Origin of the sequence: Dyadobacter beijingensis DSM 21582 (assembly GCF_000382205.1) — a bacterium.
GTDB classification, from domain to species: Bacteria; Bacteroidota; Bacteroidia; order Cytophagales; family Spirosomataceae; genus Dyadobacter; species Dyadobacter beijingensis.
On the sequence record NZ_KB907791.1, the window covers coordinates 161,705 to 182,984 of the forward strand.

Genomic DNA, 21,280 nt, shown 5'->3' on the forward strand with positions numbered 1-21,280 from the left:
TCGGTTACATATTTGCATGGCCTCTATCAAACAGACGACCAGTCTACTACTACTGCTTTTTCTTTTATCATTGCAAAGCATTGCCCAACGCCAGTCCGGGCACCGGTTGTTTCTAAAAAACAGGGTATTAGCACTTCCCGACAGTGTTCCCGACGATGTGCCGCAGGGGTATGGGCGGCCGTCGCAGGGGCAGATGGGGAAGTCGCTGGTGGTGATACAGTTCCGCCAACTCCCCGACGAGGCCACGCTGGCCGCCATGAAGGCGCAGGGAATCGAGATCCTCGACTACATTCCGGACTTCGCCTATACGGCCACGCTGGCGGGCCGCGTGAACGGCAAATCCCTGAAAAAACTCGGCGTTCGCGCCATTTACAGGCCGACGCCGGAAGATGTGGTCGAACCGGCATTGCTGGCCGGGACCGTTCCCGACCATGCCCGCAATGTGGCCGGGAAAATCGACCTGAAACTGAATTTCGCCAAATCATTCTCCTTCGATGAAGTGCTCCGCGACCTGACCCAGAACAGTTTCGAAGTGCTGTATGAGGCCCTGAAACCCTATCAGATCCTGGACGTCCGGATTCCCGAAGGCAGCGTCCGCCGCCTGGCCGAGCTCCCGTGGGTACAGTACATCGCGCCGATAGCGCCCCCATCCGACATGCTGAACGACAAAAGCACGGCCAGCACAAGGGCGAACGTGCTGGGTTCTACGGCGATTTTGGGCTATAAACTGACGGGTGAAGGGGTGGTGATCGGGTTGGGGGATGATTTTACCCCGTTGGTGCATCCGGATGTCGGTAAGCGGGTGATCAGTTACGTTCCCATGCACGAAAGCTGGCACGGCATTCACGTAGGAGGCACGGCTGCGGGATCAGGTTTGCTTAATGAGAAGTATCGTGGCTATGCACCGAAGGCAAAAATCGTGGCGCGTTCGCGCGAGGCGATCTGGACTGCACCGGCCTCGCTGATCAGGGATTACGGCATGGTGGTTACCAGCAATACCTACGGTGGCTACACCCTTTGCGGGAGTTTTGGTATGTACTACGACGGAGCGGCTGCGCTCGATCAGCAGGCATTCGAATTTCCTTATTTGCAGCACGTTTTTTCGGCAGGCAACAGCGGGACGGAAACAAACTGCCAGGACGCCGGGTACCCCGTCGGTTTCGGTACCGTTGCAGGTGATTGTCAATCAGCAAAAAATATTATCACTGTCGGTAGAACGACTTCAACCGGCATTGTAAGCCCCGCATCGTCCAAAGGCCCCACTTCCGACGGACGGATTAAGCCCGAGGTGATCGCGCCGGGCGGGAGCATTTTTTCCACTATACAGAACAATGCCTACCAGACCGCTTCGGGAACGAGCATGGCGTCGCCCGCAGTAACAGGCGGGGCGGCATTGCTGGTCGAACGATACCGGCAGCTGCATCAGCGGAATAATCCGAAGAATGCCCTCTTGAAGGCGCTGATTTGCAACGGGGCGACCGATATGGGCCTTCCCGGCCCGGATTTCAGCCACGGTTTTGGGATCATGAACCTGCTCCGGTCGGTCAGCATGCTCGACAAAGGCCGGTATTTTTCCGGGCAGCTGAGCCGTTCGGCCACGAATACCCATGAGATTGTCGTGCCTGCCAATACGGCAAAATTGAAAGTAATGCTCTATTGGAATGACCCGGCGACTTCGTTGCTGGCAGGCGGTAAAACACTGGTAAACAATCTCGACCTCACGGTAACCAGGCCGGGTAATAGTAAAGTGTTACCTAAATTCCCGTCCGCGGCTGCGCCAAATGCACCGGCAGTTTCGGGGGTGGACACGCTCAACAACATCGAACAGATCGTAATCGAGGAACCGGCGGCGGGTACTTATTCTGTGAAAGTGGAGGCGGCACACATTCCCCAGGGCGTGCAGGAGTATTTCGTGGTGTATGACATTATTGAACCTTCGGTGACTGTCACCTATCCATTGGCGGGGGATCGACTGGCAAAAGGCGATGCGGTGAATATCTGCTGGGACTCCTACGGCGACACGCTGAGTACCTTCCATGTAGCCTATTCGCTCGATAACGGGGGAAGTTGGAACGCGATCAATGCGAATGTCTCGGCGGAGTTGCGGCAAATTCCGTGGACAGTTCCCGACGGCGCTTCCGGCAATGCAAAAGTAAGGGTGATGCGGAACGGGACTGCCTTTTCCAATACCAGTGGCACATTTGCCGTTTTGGGTGTTCCGGTGGTGTCGCTGCAAGCTGTTCAATGCGAGGGATATGTCGCACTGCAATGGAATGCGGTCAGCGGGGCTTCCGATTACGAGGTAATGCTATCATCCGGCGATGAAATGCGGTCTGTGGGATTGACCTCGGCGTTGAAATATACATTATCATCATTATCCAGAGATTCGACCTATTACATATCGGTCAGGGCGCGGAAGGACCAGGTGCCCGGGCGCCGGTCGGTGGCCCTCATGCGTAAGCCTGACAATGGAAGCTGCCAGGGCAATATTTCGGACAACGACCTTGCCATCGTAGCGCTGGTGTCGCCTGCTTCGAATGTCAGAATGTTTACACGTTCAGCCTACACCGCCGAACATGCCATTACGGTTCGCATCAAAAACCTCGACGACCAGCCGCAGACCCGGCCGTTCGAGGTGGGCTATTCGCTGGGCGGGGTCATGCATTGGGAGCAGGTAACGATGACTATACCCGCCACATCCAGCGCAGATTATACATTTCAACGGCGCGAAAACCTGGCTTTGGTTACCGAGGCCACATTGCGCGTAGCCGTACGACTCCCGGGCGATCCCATACAAGGCAACGACGCACTCGAAATGAAGTTGCGGCAGATTCCCAACCCAAAGCTGGTATTGCCTTACTTACAGGATTTTGAGGCTCTTCCTGCCCTCGATATCCGGGAGCCGGCGATGGGTATCCCAGGTGCGGATGCATTCGATTTTATGCCTACTTCGGAGCACTTCCGGCTGAGGAGCGGCGCAGGGTATTCGTCGGCAAATGCATTTGTGTTTGACGCAATCTCTCCATATGCCTGGGTGCCTTCAACGGGAGACCTGGATGGGACATTCAATTTATCCGGATATAGGGCGCGGGAAGACGAAATATGGTTTAGCGTCAGGCATACGAACTCTAACGCTCTTCAGATTCGTGGAAGCGCTGGTGATCCGTGGATTACCGTGGATAACCTCTACGGAGGTTACTTTGACAATGATAGGGGCTATTCGCTGGCCGTGGTGGAAGTCAGTTCTTTACTTCTAAATAATGGGCAGGAGTTTACAGCAGATTTTCAGGTCAGGCTAAGCAATTCGGTCCTGAATTCAAACCAACCCAATGGAGTGGCAGTCGATGAAGTAAGGCTGTTCAAGGCAGCCAGCGACGTAGCGACGACCAGGCTGAATGCCGTCTCTTCCATTTCAATTTGCGATTTCAATAACGCATCGATAAAGGCGGCGTTTCGGAACAACGGTAGTCACGATTCTTACAAACTGCCCATTAAGTTGTCTCTGGACGGTCAGGTAACCGAGCGCAATATCGACGTCGTCCGAAAAGACGGTGAGGTGGAATTTGAATTTTATTACCCTTTGGAGGCCCGTCAGCCAGGAAGACATGTGTTGAAAGTGTGGTGTGAAAAAGCGTTTGACATCAACCGGTCGAACGATACGATGACCGTTGAATTTTACACCAGCGGGTCTATACCGACGCTGCCCTATCTGGAAAATTTCGAATCGGGAAATAACGGCTGGTACTCCGAAGGCACCAGCTCGACGTGGCAGCTAGGCACGCCGAGTAGTGCGGGCGTATCGGGTGCTGCCAGTGGGCACAACGCCTGGAAAACCAATCTGACCGGCCGTTACAACAATAATGAAGCGTCATACCTCTATTCGCCGTGCTTCTACAATGAAAGTCCTTTTAACAAGTATTTGAGCTTCGTTGCGAAGATGGACATGGAAGACTGCGCCGGTGAGGGATGCGATAAGTTTTATATTGAATATTTTGACGGTTATAATTGGTACAGACTCGGCGGCAAGGATTATGGTTACAACTGGTATAACAATGAAAGGGACTACCAGGGCTTCTGGGCCGGAAAAGTAGCCACTGGCTGGCGCGTATTTTCTGTACCGTTACCAGTGAGCCTGTATCTGCGGCTTAGGTTTGTTTTCAAGAGCAATGGTTCCGGCAGTAGCGAGGGTATTACCATCGACGATATTCATATTTATAGTGGTGCTGGCTACGAAATTTATGGAGGGGGTTCGTTACAAGACGAGCACAGCGCGACCATCACACCGGATCACGACTGGAACCACTTCGCGCCGAACAACACGGTAATCGGTTCGATCCATGGGCATGAGCAAAATATTTCGGGTACCACACTCAAAACTTTCGTCAACAACGGCCCATTACGCGTCAGTGAAAACGAGCTCGTACTCGATCGCAGTTTCGTATTCAATTCCCCCCAAACATTTGACAATCCGGTCGGCGTGCGACTTTACGTCCCTGAAACCGACATTCAGAGGCTGGTCAACGCGCCGCCGCAGTCGAATGTTACAAAACCCGGATCCGCCTACGACCTGGCCGTAACAAAATACTCCGGCCCCAACCAGGACGGGCTGCTCACCAACAATGCACGGACCAACTGGGAATATTTCGCACCCGAAAAGGTCAAAAAAGTACCGTACCTGAACGGCTACTACCTGGAATTTGAGACCAAAAGCTTCTCGGAGTTCTGGGTGGCGCGGGATTATATCGGTACCGGAACGCCCTTACCGGTAACGCTAATCGGTTTCACGGCGGAAAAAGGCATGTCCGGAGAGAACACCGTCGTTCACCTGAAATGGTCGACGACTTCGGAAACGGATTTCAGCCATTTCACGGTGCAGGTCGCCGAGGGCCCTGAAAATGTAAAGAAGGCGCTGTTCTACGATCTGGGCACGATCCAAGGGCAGGGCGGCAATGGAACGCGCCCGTACTCATTTACCGATGGCCCGTTACGTCCGCACGGAACGCGCTATTACCGGTTGAAAATGGTCGATTCGGACGGCTCGGTCGCTTATTCGTCCATTAGATCGGTGGCTTTCGTGCAGGACCCGCAATGGCAGGTGTTCCCCAACCCGTCGAAAGGTATTTTCAGGATTGACACTGGAAACATGCTGAATGGTCCCGTGCAGGTGAAAGTATTTGATTTGAATGGAAAACTTTGTAAAAAGCTGGAATTCAAACAGATGACAAACGGTTTGGAAGTGGATCTCAGTTCGCCGGATTTGGCGCTGGGGTTGTATCTGATCAAGGTTTCGTCGAAGGAACGGGAGCAGCAGTTCAAGGTGGTGAAGGAATGATTTGAATTACAACCTTCCTCACGCAAATAGCGAACTCCGTGTCTCCTGCTCCTCGGACAAATCCGTCCGCAGCGTCAGCGATATGCGGGTCCCGGACTGGTTTTCGAAGCAAATGCCGGCACCCATATCTTCACTCAGGCCTCTCATGAGCTGGATACCGAGGGAATTTTGGGGGTTGTAATCGCTCTCGTCCCAGCCGATGCCGTTGTCTTCGATTGTCAGGGAAATTTCGCCGTCCTGCTGCAAAAGCGAAATGCGGACAATGCCTTCCAGCTTGCCCGGAAATGCGTGCTTGAATGCGTTCGTGACGCTTTCGTTCACAATCAGCGCGATCGGGATGGCTTGCGTTGCGGGCAGTTTTACGGGGGCAATGTCCTGTATGATCCGCACGCGGTTGGAGGCGTCGAACGTCTCGGAAAGGAACAGGAGGAATTCGGTGAAATAGCCCTTCATGTCCACCGACCGGATGTCGTCCGACTGGTACAGTTTCTGGTGGATGAGCGACATCGCATAAATGCGGTTCTGGCTCGTTTCAAGCGCTTTCAGTGCTTCGTTGCCCAGGTAGGAGGCCTGGCTTTCGAGCAGGCAGATAATCGTGTGCAGGTTGTTTTTGACCCGGTGATGCACCTCTTTCAACAGCCATTCCTTTTCGTGAAGCAGGTGTTCCAGAATCATGTTCTTTTCAGTAATAATGGTGTTTTTGTGTTCAATTTCGTGACTGTTCCTTGCTTTTTGCCGGTATTTTGAAAAAATCAGCACCGAAACCACGACGAGGAAAGTCGCCAGAAAAAAAGACATCACCATTGTCAGGTTGGCATTGCGCAGCCGTTCTTCCTGAATTTTTGCATTTTGCGAAAGCAGCCGGATGTTCTGGTTCTTGATTTTGATCTCGTCTTCTTTCTGCTGCGCTTCAAAAGCAATGCGCAGCCGCTGCACCTCGCGTTCGCGCGATTGCGTGAGGTCGTGATGGCTGATGTCGCTGTAAACGCTCAGATGTTTGATCGCATCGAAGTAATTGCCTGTGGCTGAATCGTTCAGGTAGGCCATGTAATGCAAATGGCGGAGCGATCCGTTGTTGAAGAAAGTTTTCGGAAATGCCAGCTCTTCGTAAAGCAGCGGCCGTGCCTTCGCGTATTGCTTCGAATCGACAAACACCTGCGCAAGCCCCGCGGTGGTGCGGAACACATTCACGCCGGACTTTTTACTGATCGCGTAAGCGCGCTTGTAAAGCTGTTCGGATTGATCGTATCGCTTCATGCGCCGGTAGATGCGCGCCATAATCACCGTCTGGTAAATCCTGTCCTGGGTCGTTTGCGGAGGAGCATTGGCTAGCAGGACCTTCATCCGCCGCAGGTCGTCCTCGTAATTGCCCGTTTTGCCGTAAATGTATTCCGTATCAAACAGAAACAGCGGATGCGACAAGTTGTACCGGCCCGCGCGCTGCGTGTAATGCGCGATGGCGAGATCGATGTATGCCACGCCTTTCCGGTACTCGTCGTTGTCCGTCCACATCATCGCGTGGTTGGTATAAATGTCGCCGGCCATGCTGGAATCTTTCGTGGCCTTCATCGTTTTCACCGCCTCGATCGAATAATACATGGCCCGCGACTGGTCGCCGATCAGAAAGCAATATTCACTCATCGCCACGTAGGTCGTCTGGTAAAACCGGCTCTTGGCTTTTTTGAAACGCGCTACAATGTCCAGCAGCTCCCGTTCCGCCGCCGGGCTCTGCTGTTTTGCATGAACGAGCGCGACGATCTGCCGCGCCTGCGTTTCACGGACTGCGTCGTGCAGTCCGATACTGCCGCGGATAGCGGATTGGGCCAGTGCGATGGCTTTCGCCCAATCGGCATCTTTCAGGTCCTTGTCCGCTTCGCAATAGGCATAGGCGAGCCGCAGCTGCAAATCCAGCTTGTACTGTCCGTACAGCTGGCGCAGGAGATTTTCCGCCGATGGGAAATCCTGTTTATCGATCGCCGCGAGCGCCAGCAGCTTCGTCGCACGCTGCCCGTCGTGGCTTTCCTGCCTTGTGTGACGGACGGAAACTGCCGCTCGTGCGTAGGCAATAGCTTTGTCGAGGTCTTCAAACCGTTTGCGCGGCTTATTGTAATACAGGTTTGCAAGGTCGATCAGCGCCCGGTTGCGTTCCGGCGTACCCGTTTCAGCATTCCGCAAAGCCGCCAGCAGCACCGGGAGACGGCTCTCGGGTACAATGGGGTCGGTGGGATAAAACTGGGCGCGGCATGTCGCGCTCAGGATGCAGCATGCCAAAAGCCCTGTCAAAAAACATCCGTTTCGTGCCGGAAGGAAGCGGTGGAAAAGTGACATCATCATGATCTGGGTGCTTGCCGGGTATTGGTTCAAAGCGGATGGAGAAGTTAGGGCTAAATATCATGATTTTCAAGGTATTAACCGTGGTATCTAGTGGCGATTGCTTTCCGGAAAATTGCATTTAAAGCAGAATCACGAAATATCATGACAGGGCTGCCGGAAATCGCGAAATATCGTGGTAAGAGGCCTTGTTTTTGTATGTAATATATTGTAAATCAATTAAATAAGTATATGGCAAGAAATTTGATAATGGTTAGTAACCTACCTGATTTTTACCATGAAAGACCAAAAGGCTTTGTTAAGGAAAGTGGCCGCGGAGCTGTTGTCCGTGAAACGTATGGAGCACCTGGCCGGCATTTTGTCGACCACGCTGAAACTGGAAACCGGCTATGCCGAGGCGGCCATCTTTTTGCTGGATACGGATAACAACCTGCTCCGGAATGTGCTCGGTACGCACTACCCGGGGCAGGCAGTGTGCCTTTTTCAGAACGAAATACAGCTGAAAGAGCTCACTACCGAAGAAATATTGCTTACCGGCAGCCAGGACGGTTTAGGAGAGTTTTGCCTCGACGACGCGGCCCGGCGCCTGCTATTTCGCCATTACTTGTCGGCAGCACCGGCCGCCGGCGCGAGCGTCCTTGTATTTCCGATGCGGGAGGGAAATGATTTCATCGGCAACCTCTTCCTGTTCTTCGACGCGCCCTTGCCTGCCGCGCAGGACGACACCGACCTGTTCAAAATGCTCATACCGAATATCAATATGGCGCTGCTTCTCTTGTTGTGGCAGGAACGGGCGTCGGTGCAGGGAAAGGAGCAGCTGCAAAGCTGTGTGGCACAGCTCAATATGCTGATCGCCCTCGGCACGAGGATCGCCTCGGCCCGCAGCCATGACGAACTGCTGGAAGTGATCAACCAACATCTGAAAGAAGTCGTGGGGTTCGCCTATACCATGATGGCGGTAAATGGCGATCAGTCGTCGGCAAGTACGTACGTGCTCGATCCGAATTCGGCGGGGCTGCAACAGATGGACCATCCTCAACTGACGGCCGGCCGGCACGCGATCGTAGATGGTTTTTTGGATAAAGTGCTCCAAAGCGACGATCCGCTGATTTTCGACCTGGAAAAACTAATCGCCCTGCGGCCGCTTCCGGGATACCTGAAAACAAACTACGACAACGGCATCCGGCAGGTGGTGATGACCAAATTCCGAAAGGGTAAAGAGGCATTCGGCTTCTGGATACTCACATTCGACCATACGCGCACGATCGCCGTCACCACGCTTCAGATCATCCACGATGTGGCCATGCAGCTTTCCGTATCGGTGCATAATATGCTCATTAACCTCGAATACGAGCGCCGCGAGCGCGAACGGAGCCGGCTCATGCAGTTCAGCAATGCCATAGCGTCTATCCGCGACAAAGGCAAGCTGGCGAAGACGATCAAGGAGCATTTGCAGGACCTGTTCCATATCGGGGACTTTATGCTATGGTCCCTGTCGCGCGATCACCATCACCGCACGCCGGTACTATTCGATTGCGATTCCGCATTTGCGCGCCATTCCGCATTTCAGCATTATCCTGCCGACTATTTCAAAAATGACGACGGCATTTATAACGTCATCCTGGCCAGCAGCGGCGTCAGCTATTTCAATGCGGACGACCTGGACGCCGCTTACGCCGGGCATCCGTATTTCGCGGAGATCATCGAAACGTCGGACATCGTCGCGATGGGCGGGAACGTGCTGCGCGTGGGCGACGAAATCGTGGGTATATTGACGTTTTCAACCCACCAGCCGCATTTTGTCCGTGAAAAGGAAGAGTTGTATCTCAGTATTTGCTCGCAGCTGGCCATTGTTGCCTCCAATATGTTCGCTACTGACAAGATATCCGAGCAGCTGGCGGAGATCAGCCGGTTCAAGGAAAGGCTCGAAGACGAGAAAATTTATTTACAGGAAGAACTCGAAACATCCATCCATACCTCCGACATGATCGGCAGCAGCGTCGGCATGAAGGCCGTGCATACACTCATCGGCCAGGTGGCCTATACTGATAGCACGGTGCTCATCCTGGGGGAAACAGGCACGGGCAAGGAGCTAGTGGCGCGGTCGGTGCATAACAATTCGCCGCGCAAAAGCCGGCTGATGGTGAAGGTCAACTGCGCCGCATTACCCGCCAACCTGATCGAATCGGAGCTTTTCGGGCACGAAAAGGGCAGCTTCACCGGTGCTTCGGAGCGGCGGCTGGGCAAATTCGAGCTGGCCAACCACGGGACCTTGTTCCTGGACGAGATCGGCGAGCTGCCGCTCGATCTGCAGGGCAAATTATTGCGGGCCTTGCAGGAAAAAGAGATCGAACGCATTGGCGGAAAGTCGGTGATCAAAGTCGATGTGCGGGTGATCGCCGCTACCAACCGCAACCTGGAAAAAGAAGTGGCAACAGGCCGGTTCCGCAGCGATTTGTATTACCGGATCAACATCTTCCCGATCCGCCTGCCCGCATTGCGCGACCGCATTTCGGACATTCCCCTGCTGGCCGGCCATTTCATTTCCAAATACGCCACCAAGGCCGGCAAGCAGATCGGCTCGCTGAGCGGCCATGTGCTCCGGGAGCTGCAACGGTACAACTGGCCGGGCAATATCCGGGAGCTGGAACACATTATCGAACGGAGCGTGCTGCTCACCAAAGGCGACACGCTCAAAGCCGTGGACATTCCCACGGCAGATTCGGATATGCACGATGAAAGTATGTATCTTGAAAAAAAAATCAAGACGATCGACGAAAATGAGCGCGATCACATCATCAGGATCCTCAAAATATGCCGGGGGCGGATCAACGGCCACCACGGCGCCGCGGTGCTTTTGGGGATTCCTCCCAGTACCCTGAATTCGAAAATGAAGCGACTCGATATCCGCAAACAGGATATCAGACCTTAATACAGAACTTTATCAACGGTACGAATCCATGCAGGATACCCTTTTAATCGTCGAAGATCAATTTATCGAAGCCAACAATCTGAAAATCATTCTATTAAAGGCTGATTATCGCGTGCTGCCGATCGCCCGGTCCGTGGACGACGCGCTGGAAATCATCGAAAAACAGGTACCGGACCTTGTGCTGCTCGACATTTTCCTGAAAGGCGAGCGGACGGGCATCGACCTGGCGCACATCCTCAAAGCACGGGGCATCGCATTCGTCTACCTTTCGGCAAATTCGGACAAAAGCGTATTCACCGCCGCCAAAATGACCGGCCCTTACGGGTTCCTCATCAAGCCCTTCCGCGAGCGCGATGTGCTGGCCATGCTGGACATCGCCTGGTACCACCATACGCAGAAGGCGATGGTGCGGGAGAACGAGGCGAAACAGAAAAGCCCGGCAAGCACCGCCGGCAGGGACCGGGAACTGAAAAAGATCGTGGGCGACAGCGAGCCGGTCCACGAGGTATTACGCAATGTCGAAACCGTGGCCGACACCAACGTGCCCGTGCTGCTGCTGGGTGAAAGCGGAACCGGTAAGGAGCTTGTAGCCAGGTTGATACACGATCTCTCCCCGCGACGTGCGGCCAAGCTCGTGGTGGTGGATTGCGCCGCAATGCCGCCGCACCTGATCGAATCGGAGCTGTTCGGGCATGAGAAAGGGAGCTTCACCGGCGCCGTCGAGAAGCGCATCGGGAAGTTCGAGCAAGCCAGCGGGGGCACGGTGTTCCTGGACGAAATCGGTGAGCTGCCGCTCGATCTGCAAGTCAAATTCCTGCGGGTGTTGCAGGAAATGGAAATCGAGCCGATCGGGGGGAAGCGGAAAAAAGTGGATATCCGCATTCTGGCTGCTACCAACCGTAACCTGGAAGAGGAAATGGGCAGCGGGCGGTTCCGTATGGACCTCTACTACCGCCTGAACATTTTCCCGATACACCTGCCTGCCTTGCGCGAGCGCCCGACCGACATCCTGCCGCTCGCCGCGCATTTCCTCGAAATGCAGACGGCACGGTTCAGCAAGCACGTCACGGGTTTTTCGGAAGAGGTAAAACAAAAGCTGCTGAGCTACCACTGGCCAGGCAATGTGCGTGAACTGGAAAACCTCATCACCCGTGCGATTCTGCTGTGCCAGGGCGAGCAAATCAACGAGGTACAGATCCCGAAAATGCATTTGATGGGAGCGCACGACAACGAATTGAAGGTGAAGACGATGACAGAAAGCGAGCGGGAGCATATCCTGAATGCGCTCCGGCAATGCAACTGGAAAATCTACGGGCCCGGCGGAGCGGCGGAACTGCTGGCGATCAACGCGTCGACGCTCAAATCGCGTATGAAGAAGCTCGGCATTTGAATGAAGGCCGTTCCGCAAGCCGCATAGCCGGGAGACGACATTTCGTTACTTTGCGTCAAATGACGAAATATCGATGAAATAACGACTATCAAAAATCAATTAACTAATTGATAATAAGTTAATTGTGTGTTGGCAAGGGTTTTGAAATAGTGTTTTAGCACCCAGTTAAAACACCATCCCTTATGACAAGCCTTCTACTACCTCAAACCACTGCCCACCGGTTCCCGCAACTCACGGGTTACGGCGCCGAATCCTTTGACATTGCCACGTTACACCCCAGTTCCCTCGCCGGCCACCCGGCAGGACAGGAGCACCTTGCGGAGATGATCTGGCTCACACAAGGCCGTTTTCAGATCATGTTCGACCTGGAAACCTATGAAGTGTCGGAAGGAAAAGTGCTCTTCCTGGCGCCGGGCCAGCGTTTTTTTCTCAAATCCATATCACCGGACCTCGAAGGTACCATCCTGCGTTTCCCGGCGGGCTTCATGCCGGCCGATTTCGACCTGCCTTATCCCAACCTGATCTACCGTGTTTCGCGGATATTCGAAATAGACGAAATGACGGCGGCAGGCATTGCCAGCGCCGTCGAATGCATGCGCTGGGAGCTGACAAATTCCTATTACCAGAAAACGGAGGTCCTCGCAGGGTATCTGAAAATTGTGCTCATATACCTCTCGCGGCAACGCTCCACGGCATTGCGGTCGGCATTCAAGGCGGATATGACGCTGCTCGCGCGCCGCTTTTTAGATCTGCTGGAACGGCAATACCACGTCCATAAAAGGGTCAGCGAGTATGCCGACGAGCTGGCGGTAACGCCCAACTATCTCAACCAGATCGTGAAGCAGGAAACCGGAATGTCGGCCAGTGCCAACATCCGCAAACGCCTGCTGCTCCAAGCCAAGCGTATGGCACTGCTGCAAGGTATGAGCATGAAAACCGTCGCCTATAAGCTGGGTTTTGACGACACGGCACATTTCAGCAAATTCTTCAAAATGGGTTGCGGCTGCAATTTTACCACCTACCGCAAAATGCGCCTGGCAGCGGCCGGTTAGCCTTGCCGGGTTTCCAGGACAGACCGGTCGGGTGGGAGCGTATAGTTGTAAGCGTTCCTGGCTTTACCGCCGGCTGCTGATCCCGTATTTCCTTTTAATCACCTATAATTTCATTTCCTGATCATGAAAAAGAAAATTCTATTCGTCGTGTCCAGTGCCGACGTCATCGGCCCTAAAAACCGCCGCACCGGAAACCTGCTTACCGAGGTTGCGCACCCCTATGAAGTGTTCAAACAGCAAGGCTATGATATCGACGTGTACAGCGTGAAGGGCGGCGACGCGCCGATCGACATGGTGGAGCTCGACGACCCTACCAATATCGTTTTCCTGAATGACGAAGGCCGGGAAAAATTCAAAACGACGCGCAGTATCGAAGACGTGACGCTCGATGGCTACGACGCCGTATTCGTACCGGGCGGGCTGGCGCCCGTGGTGGACATGCCCGATAACCCGACGGTGCAGAAAATTCTCGGAACGATGTATGACAATGGCAAGGTGGTGAGCGCGGTATGCCACGGCCCGGTGTCGCTCATTAATGTGAAGCTGAAAGACGGGTCTTACCTCGTCGACGGTAAGAGCGTGACGGGTTTCAGCATTGCCGAGGAAGAAAATTATGCGAAAGAGGACGTGCCTTTCGAACTGGAAGATGCATTGAAAAAACGCGGGGCCAAATACAGCTGCGTTGATCCCTGGCAGCCGTACAGCATCCGGGACGGCCGTCTGGTGACGGGCCAGAATCCCGCTTCGGCTACCGGCGTGGCCGAAAAAGTGGTGGCGATACTGGAATCCTGAGCGGCGCAATACCTCCTCCCGAACGCGCGGGAGAGGGTTTTTTCAAATACAAACCATTGCCTGTATGAGCACTACCACGATAACTACTTTTGCCAAATTGCAGGTAAAGCCGGGCGAACTCGGTACCGTACTGGGGCTGATAGCCCGGCTCGCGCCCCAGAGCCGCGCCGAAAAGGGAAACCTTTTTTACAATATATACCAAAGCACCAGCGACCCCCAGGTGATTGTGCTGGCAGAAGCCTATGCCGATGACGCCGCACTGGCCGAGCACCGCGCTTCCGCGCATTTCCAGGAAATCGTGATCGGGAAGATCGTGCCGCTGCTCGATAACAGGGAAATCGTGCTGACGACGGAACTGGCCCTGGACGACGTTTGAAAAACCCTATTCACTACATTCAAGAAAACCGACAATGGAGATCACCGCTGAACAGGCGCTGGAAATCGTACACCACGCGGTACGGAAGGCGCACGAAATCAAGGTCCCCGTGAATATCGCCGTGATGGACACGGGCGGGCATCTGAAGCTTTTTTACCGGATGGAAGACGCCTACCTCGGTTCGATCGACATCGCGATCGGAAAGGCGCGGACGTCGATGCTATTCAGGATGAATTCGGAAGGGGTAGGCAAGTTCCTCGATCCCGAAAAACGCACTTTCGGGATGGTGAATACCAACGGTGGCCTGGTGGCATTCCCCGGCGGTATGCCCGTGTACCGGCAGGGCGATGTGGTGGCCTACATTGGCGTATCGGGCGGAAGTTTGGAAGAAGATTTCACCATCGCAACCGCCGGAAGTAACGGTTAAGAGCTATGATCAGCCATTCTGACAACGGTTCCTTGTTCCGGTTGTCATTGAGCGAAATGATGCCGGAAATGGGCCTGATATTCATCCCGGACATCAGCGGTTTCACGCGTTTTGTCCATGAAACCGATTTCGCAACCGGTCGCCGGATCACATATGAGCTGCTCTCGGCCATCATCGACCAGAACGATCTGATGCTGCATATTGCTGAAATAGAAGGAGATGCCATATTTTTTTACCGATATGGCCCGCCGCCCCCGGCATTTGAGCTGATCAGGCAGTACCGGCAGATGCTCCATGCATTCAATGCCCGGCTGGCGCAGATTAATGCGCTGTTGGAGAAAGAGTTGGCCCTGTCGCTCAAACTGATCGCCCATTATGGCCCTATTGCCGAGTACGATCTGAAAGGATTTAAGAAACTCTATGGCCGCGCAGTGGTGGAAGCGCATGTTCTGTTGAAAAATGAGATCGCGAGCCATTCCTATGCATTGCTCACGGCCGATCTGATGGGCGCCGCGGAACCAGTGCGGGTGGACGAGCTGCCGGGCGGCATCCAGTCGCAGAGCCTGTGCCGCGCCAACGGCGATATTGTCCATGTTTGCTATACGTATTTTGATTTTGGTAAGACCGCTTTTGAAATATAGATCAGTATTGCCTGCGGGATTCCGGCTCCCGGTCGCGCGGCTGTGCGTCGCTGTCGCAGGTGTGTGCTTCCTGTGCACGTACGACGCCTACGCGGAGGACCCGGACGCATGCTGGCTCATGCCGGGGCTGAACTACCGGTTTTCGGAAAAGCGCTACGGCTTCCTGCAAGCCGGGTGGAACCCTGCGCTGCGGCTGGGGTTGGTGTATGGCAACTTTATCATCCGACCCAGACCCGCGCTGGACATCAATATCGGCTCGATGTACATCGATTACCTGAACCGCGAGGGGCGCGAATGGACGCTCATGAACGGATTTACGGCACGTATTCCCGCCGGCCCGTTCGTCGTCGAGAACAGGGGACTGGTGTGGAACCGCTTCATTTCCAATGGGAATGACCTGCATTTCTATCGCAATCGCGTCCGGCTAATGTGGCCCCTGAAAACGACCTGGCATCTGACGCCCTACCTGGTCGACGAGCCGAGCTTTTCATTTAATCGCGGAGATATTGCCCGGAACCGGCTCGGTGGCGGGTTCATAGTCACGATCAATAAGCGCGTGGTGGTCGATGCGAGTTACGCCCGGCAGAGCGATAAGGTGAGTGGTAAATTAAACCTGTTTTTTGTGATGGTCACGGCACAGCTGCCGCATCAGGAGCATTAAGATATGTACAAAATCCTGCGCCGAATATACATTGACGTTACGCCGTCTTCTGCCGAATTTTCTTTTCACAACGCAAGCCATTTTAAACCAGACTGTCATGAACAAAACATCCTTTCGTCATCCGCTCATAGGGCTGACCGCGGCGGTGGTGCTGCTGATGGTGTACCTCGTTGAGGCGGGCGGCACCGGCTTCCGCCGCCGAACGGCAGCCCGCGACAAACCGGCCATTTCGAAACCTGCCGGACCGGCAGCGCCGCCCGTCATATTAAAACCTCGCCGGGCAGGGAAAACCCACGCGGTTACAAAAGCCGATAAGCGGGCCAACGAGTCGAAAAAGGCATTTCTGGATGCTTACACAGTGTTTATGCACCCGCGTTGCCGGAATTGTCACCCCGCTGGCGACACGCCGTTCCAGGGTGACGACAGCCATCTGCATCCCCAGGGGGTGACCCGCGGCGAGGATGGAAAAGGGATTTACGCCAACAAATGCTCCAATTGCCACCAGCCTCAGAACACCGAACTCGCCGGTGAGCATCTGCCGCCCAGCCACCCAACCTGGCAGCTGCCGCCCTCGCACCGCAAAATGGTTTTCGAGGGCAAATCGCCCCGCGCGTTGGCGGCGAGCTTTAAGGACTCCACTTTTACGGGTTTTAAAACCATGGAACGGTTTATCGAGCACGTCGAAACGGACCCGCTCGTGAAGCACAGTTTTACCTACGGCACGCGCCCCCCGCTCACGCACGACGCTTTTGTGGCGAAAGTGAAAGAATGGATCCAAAAGGGGGCAGTACTGCCGGACAAATAGGCCGGCCGGTTGCAGGCCAGAACAATGATCAAATCAAACAACCATGATGGAAGAGATACTCAATTTTAACAGGCGTGAGTTTTTCAGGAGCAGCGCTATCCTGACTACCGGGCTGCTGGTCCCTTTTTATTCATTCGGCGGGAAAAAATTCGAGACCGCGCCCGACCCGTCCACGCTGGCGCCCAATTCCTACCTGCGGATCGGCACGGACGGGCACGTGAAAGTGCTGCTGTCGCGCTGCGAACTGGGGCAGGGGATCTGGACGGCGCTGCCGATGCTCATCGCCGAGGAACTCGATGCCGACTGGCGGCGGGTGAGCGCCGAGCACGCCCCGGCGGCCATTGAATATTACCATACCATGTACGACACGCAGCGGACCGGAGGTTCCACGAGCGTGGTGTCGGAATTCGATCGCTACCGGAAAGCGGGGGCAACGGCCCGCTACCTGCTCGTGCAGGCCGCTGCGGCCCGTTACAAAACCGACATGGCCAGCTGCCGGACGGAAAATGGCGTGGTATTGGTAGGAGGCCGCAAAATCGCTTACGGCGATCTCGTGCAGGACGCGGCAAAGCTCACGCCGCCAACCGATGTTCCGCTCAAAGACCCGTCGGCCTGGAAGCTGATCGGTAAAAGCACGAAGCGCCTCGATACGCCCGACAAATGCAATGGCAAAGCCATATTCGGCCTGGACGTGCGCCAGCCCGACGCGCTCGTGGCCGCGGTGGCGAGGAACCTCATCGAAGGCTCCAAAGTCAAAAGTTATGACCGCGAAAAGGCACTTGCCATTCCGGGTGTAAAAGAGGTGGTACCCATTCCGCAGGGCGTGGCCGTGCTGGCCGATAATTTCTGGACGGCCAGAAGAGGCCGGGACGCGTTGAATGTGCAATGGGACCTCGGCGAGTACGCAAGCCTCAGCAGCGAAGGCATCTGGGCCGATTACCGCAGCCGGGCTGACAAAGGCGGCATTGTGGCCGTAGAGGCCGGAGATGTGGACAAAACACTGGCTTCTGCGGCAAAAGTGGTATCGGTGGAATATTACCAGCCATTCATCGCCCATGCGCCCATGGAACCTTTGAATGCAACCGTGCGCCTCGGGTCTTCGAAATGCGAGGTCTGGACGGGGACGCAGACACAAACCGACGACCAGAACGCCGCCGCCGAAATCACCGGGCTGCCCAAAGAGCAGGTGTTTATCCATACCGTGTTCCTGGGCGGTTCGTTTGGCCGGCGGAATATCACCCGCTCCGACTTCGTACGCGAGGCCGTGGAGGTGGCCAAGGCTTCGGGCAAGACCGTGAAGACCGTTTGGACCCGGGAGGACGACATTCAGGGCGGCCGGTACCGGCCTGCATTCCTGCACCGTTTCAAAGTAGGCCTCGATAAGGAAGGACGGCCGATCGCGTGGAAGCAGGTCAGCGTCGGCCAATCGGTGATGACGGGCGGGCCGTTTGAAAAAGTCGCGGTGATTAATGGGGTAGATCAATATTCCATCGAGGGTATGCAGCAGGCGGTGCACGTGAAAGCACTTGAAAACAAGAAGATTGAGGTAAATACCACGGTACTGCCCATTGGAATAGACAACTGGCGGGCCGTAGGATTGAGCCATACGATTTTTGCCATGGAGAGCCTTTCCGACGAAATGGCGCACGCGGCCGGCAAAGACCCGCTCGATTACCGGCTGATGCTCTACCGTGACGAACCGCGCCTGGCGGGCGTGCTCTCACTCGTGAAAGAAAAAAGCGGCTGGGGCAAAACCATGCCGAAAGGCCGGGGGCTGGGCGTGGCCGCATTTAAAGGAATGGGCAGTTTCGCCGCATTGGTGGCGGATGTGACCGTCAATGGAAAGGAATTGAAGGTCCATAAATTCACCTGCGTGGTCGACTGCGGCATTGCGGTGAACCCCGACGGTATCCTGGCTCAGGTGGAAAGCAGCGTGGGGCATGGACTTTCGGCGACATTGTACAGCGAGGTGACTTTGAAAGACGGCAAGGTCTTGCAGCACAATTTCTACGACTACAAATCCCTCCGCATCGAGGAAATGCCGGAGGTGGAAATACACATTGTACCGAGCAGGGAAAAGCCGGGCGGGATCGGGGAGGCGGCCGTAGGGCAGGTTATGCCGGCTGTGACGAACGCTATTTATGCCGCTACCGGCAAGCGCATCAGGTCCTTGCCCGTTTACAGCAACCTTTAACATATTTCAAAGAAAAATAAACGATTCCGGCTATGATCACATTGAAAGTCAATGGAGTAAGTTACGGCGTGGATGTGCCCGACGAAATGCCCATCCTGTGGGTGTTGCGTGATGTTCTGGGCCTTACAGGTACGAAATTCGGCTGCGCGGCCGCCCAGTGCGGCGCCTGCATGGTACACCTCGACGGGGACGGCATCCGCTCCTGCGTAACGCCCGTCGCCCGCGCCGCCGACCGCGAAATCGTCACCATAGAAGGCCTGAACGATGCGATCGGCAGGTCGGTGCAGGCTGCTTGGGAAGAAGTGGACGTGCCGCAATGCGGGTATTGCCAGTCGGGCCAGATTATGGCGGCGACCATTCTGCTGCGCGAAAACCCTGCGCCCACCGACGACGATATCAACCACGCCATGTCCGGCAATATCTGCCGCTGTGGTACGTACAAACGCATTCGTGCGGCGATACATCTGGCAGCGAAGACATGATGGAGTGTGATTACGGTCACACTTTTTTTGTGACCTGCATCCTTCGAGAGGCGGGCCCCGAGACCCTAATTTTGAGCTTCTCCTGCAAAGGCAGTACCCAGGATTTATTCAATCGAAAAATAGCATGGAATACAGGAAACTAGGTTACACAGATATCGATGTGTCGGTAATCACCTACGGAAGTTTTGCGATCGGCGGCACGATGTGGGCCGGTACGGAAAAGGGCGAGGCCCGACAGGCCATCCTCGCGTCGATCGACCACGGCGTGACTACACTCGATACGGCGCCATTTTACGGATTGGGCCTGAGTGAAGAACTGATCGGTGATACGATCAGCGGAATGGACCGCTCGAGAATTCAGATCCTGACCAAATTCGGAATGGTCTGGGATGGAAGCAACAACGGCCGGGGCGATTTTATGTTCGACATCGAGCAGGATGGCAAGACTTACCCAGTTTACAAATTTGCTTCGAAAGAGAATGTGATCAAGGAAGCGGAAGAAAGTCTTCAACGGCTCAGGACCGATTACCTGGACCTGCTGCAACTGCATTGGTTCGACTCCACGACGCCCGTCGACGAGACGATGGAAGCATTGCAGCGGCTGATCGACCAGGGCAAGATCCGCGCAGCAGGCGTGAGCAACTACGACAAAGGGCAGATGCTCGAAGCACAGCAAACGATCCGCCTGGCGTCCAACCAGGTGCCTTACAGTATGTTGAAAAGAGGTATCGAAGCGGAAGTGATCCCGACGGCCGTTGAAAACGGCATTGGCATTATCGCTTACAGTCCGCTGGAACGGGGCTTACTTACCGGCAAGTTTTTCAATGGGAATGCATTGAAATCTACCGACCATCGCAACGGCTATTTCGCGCAGTTCGATTTGCAAAGAGTTCAAACTTTTCTCGAAGAAATAGAGCCCGTCGCATTCGACAAAGGCGTAACGCTTTCGCAGCTCGTGCTGAAATGGACGACGCTGCAACCGGGCATTTCGGTGGTGCTGGCCGGAGCGCGCAACAAGGAGCAGGCGGTCAGCAATGCACGGGCGATCGACATACAGCTGAGTACCGAAGAATTGGCTTACATCAATGAACAGCTCGATGTGCTGGTGTAGGATGAAGGCAGAACAGTTACTATCGCTGCGCCATGTGCTGGCCATGCTCCTGGCAGTGCCATTCGTTTTCGCTGGCTTGCCAGCCAATGCCTCCGATAAACCGGTTGCACGGCTGACGCGCTTCGACATAAAACAAGGACAGGAGGCTGCATTCAGCAAAGCATTGGCCGAAACCGTGAAGCAGGCGGTCGCGCAGGAAGGAAATATCATGGCGGAGGCATACCGGGAAGAAGGGGAACCATCTGTGCTGTGGCTCATCGAGCGATGGAGCAGCGCGGAAGGCTTGGAGCTGTTTTCCAAAAGCAAACAGGCGGTGTCGTTCGAAACATTGCTGCAAACGGCGATTTCGAAGCAGCCTGACATTTACCGGTTAAAAGACCTGGAACCACTGACGAAACAGCAATGGCGGGCCGTGGCCCGGAAAGGCGACCAACCCATTACGATCATGCTTTTTGTGGACGCCCGCGCAGGCACGCAGCAGACGTTCACGAGCCTCTACCACACCGCTATGCCGCATTTCCGGGGCGAGGAAGGTGTGGTGACCTACCAGCTGTCGGAGATTGAGGGCGACGGTACGCAGTTTGTCACGTACGAGAAATTCAGGAGCCAGGATGCATTTCAATTTCACCTGGATTTCCCGCCGGTAAAGCCGGTTGTCGAATACCTGGAAAAGAATGTCAGGCAGCCGCCTTTCCAGAATGGCCTGCATAACCTGATCGAAATCGCGCCGATGACGCGCGAATAAACCTGAGTC

The 21,280-nt window shown here is 54.9% G+C and carries 15 protein-coding genes; 14 read left to right on the forward strand and 1 reads right to left on the reverse strand.

The genetic code is table 11. The annotated features are described in order from the left end of the window. Positions 1-16 precede the first annotated feature (16 nt). Positions 17-5,332, forward strand: coding sequence for a S8 family serine peptidase (locus tag H144_RS0126955; protein WP_026351028.1), 5,316 nt, complete (start codon positions 17-19; stop codon positions 5,330-5,332). A gap of 18 nt (positions 5,333-5,350) precedes the next feature. Here H144_RS0126955 and H144_RS0126960 read toward each other — a convergent pair whose 3' ends face one another. Then, a complete protein-coding gene (locus H144_RS0126960) occupies positions 5,351-7,615 on the reverse strand; it encodes a histidine kinase dimerization/phosphoacceptor domain -containing protein (protein WP_229208007.1) in 2,265 nt (754 codons plus the stop codon). 325 nt (positions 7,616-7,940) lie between these two features. On the opposite strand from H144_RS0126960, the gene H144_RS34045 reads away from it, so the two are divergent. The 13 genes from H144_RS34045 to H144_RS0127025 all read left to right on the forward strand — a co-directional run bounded on the left by H144_RS34045 (position 7,941) and on the right by H144_RS0127025 (position 21,271). Next, positions 7,941-10,595, forward strand: coding sequence for a sigma-54 interaction domain-containing protein (locus H144_RS34045; protein WP_019945236.1), 2,655 nt, complete (start codon positions 7,941-7,943; stop codon positions 10,593-10,595). Positions 10,596-10,623: 28 nt separating this feature from the next. Continuing rightward, on the forward strand, positions 10,624-11,985 hold the full coding sequence (locus H144_RS0126970; RefSeq protein WP_019945237.1) for a sigma-54-dependent transcriptional regulator: 1,362 nt from the start codon (positions 10,624-10,626) through the stop codon (positions 11,983-11,985). Between the two features lie 182 nt (positions 11,986-12,167). Beyond that, complete coding sequence (locus tag H144_RS33510; protein ID WP_019945238.1) at positions 12,168-13,037, forward strand: AraC family transcriptional regulator; 870 nt, start codon at positions 12,168-12,170, stop codon at positions 13,035-13,037. Positions 13,038-13,160: 123 nt separating this feature from the next. Then, complete coding sequence (locus H144_RS0126980) at positions 13,161-13,829, forward strand: type 1 glutamine amidotransferase domain-containing protein (protein WP_019945239.1); 669 nt, start codon at positions 13,161-13,163, stop codon at positions 13,827-13,829. A 64-nt stretch (positions 13,830-13,893) separates the two neighbouring features. Further along, on the forward strand, positions 13,894-14,205 hold the full coding sequence (locus H144_RS0126985) for a putative quinol monooxygenase (protein WP_019945240.1): 312 nt from the start codon (positions 13,894-13,896) through the stop codon (positions 14,203-14,205). A gap of 34 nt (positions 14,206-14,239) precedes the next feature. Continuing rightward, on the forward strand, positions 14,240-14,632 hold the full coding sequence (locus H144_RS0126990; RefSeq protein ID WP_019945241.1) for a GlcG/HbpS family heme-binding protein: 393 nt from the start codon (positions 14,240-14,242) through the stop codon (positions 14,630-14,632). 5 nt (positions 14,633-14,637) lie between these two features. Next, positions 14,638-15,273, forward strand: a complete 636-nt coding sequence (locus H144_RS32520) for a DUF2652 domain-containing protein (RefSeq protein ID WP_019945242.1) — start codon at positions 14,638-14,640, stop codon at positions 15,271-15,273. Then, complete coding sequence (locus H144_RS0127000) at positions 15,263-15,934, forward strand: DUF2490 domain-containing protein (protein ID WP_169409435.1); 672 nt, start codon at positions 15,263-15,265, stop codon at positions 15,932-15,934. The genes H144_RS32520 and H144_RS0127000 overlap by 11 nt, the downstream gene beginning before the upstream one ends. 97 nt (positions 15,935-16,031) lie before the next feature. Beyond that, the gene (locus tag H144_RS32525; RefSeq protein ID WP_019945244.1) at positions 16,032-16,739 is read left to right on the forward strand and encodes a hypothetical protein; all 708 of its coding nucleotides are present in this window, start codon (positions 16,032-16,034) and stop codon (positions 16,737-16,739) included. Between the two features lie 43 nt (positions 16,740-16,782). After that, positions 16,783-18,933, forward strand: coding sequence for a xanthine dehydrogenase family protein molybdopterin-binding subunit (locus tag H144_RS0127010; protein ID WP_211220711.1), 2,151 nt, complete (start codon positions 16,783-16,785; stop codon positions 18,931-18,933). Between the two features lie 32 nt (positions 18,934-18,965). Next, positions 18,966-19,415: a (2Fe-2S)-binding protein gene (locus H144_RS0127015; RefSeq protein WP_019945246.1), complete on the forward strand. Its 450-nt coding sequence runs from the start codon at positions 18,966-18,968 to the stop codon at positions 19,413-19,415. Between the two features lie 124 nt (positions 19,416-19,539). After that, entirely contained in the window at positions 19,540-20,526 is a 987-nt protein-coding gene (locus tag H144_RS0127020; protein WP_019945247.1) for an aldo/keto reductase, read from the forward strand. A 1-nt stretch (position 20,527) separates the two neighbouring features. Continuing rightward, positions 20,528-21,271 carry a putative quinol monooxygenase gene (locus H144_RS0127025; protein ID WP_019945248.1) on the forward strand — a complete coding sequence of 248 codons (744 nt, stop codon included), beginning with the start codon at positions 20,528-20,530 and terminating at the stop codon, positions 21,269-21,271. Positions 21,272-21,280: the final 9 nt, after the last annotated feature.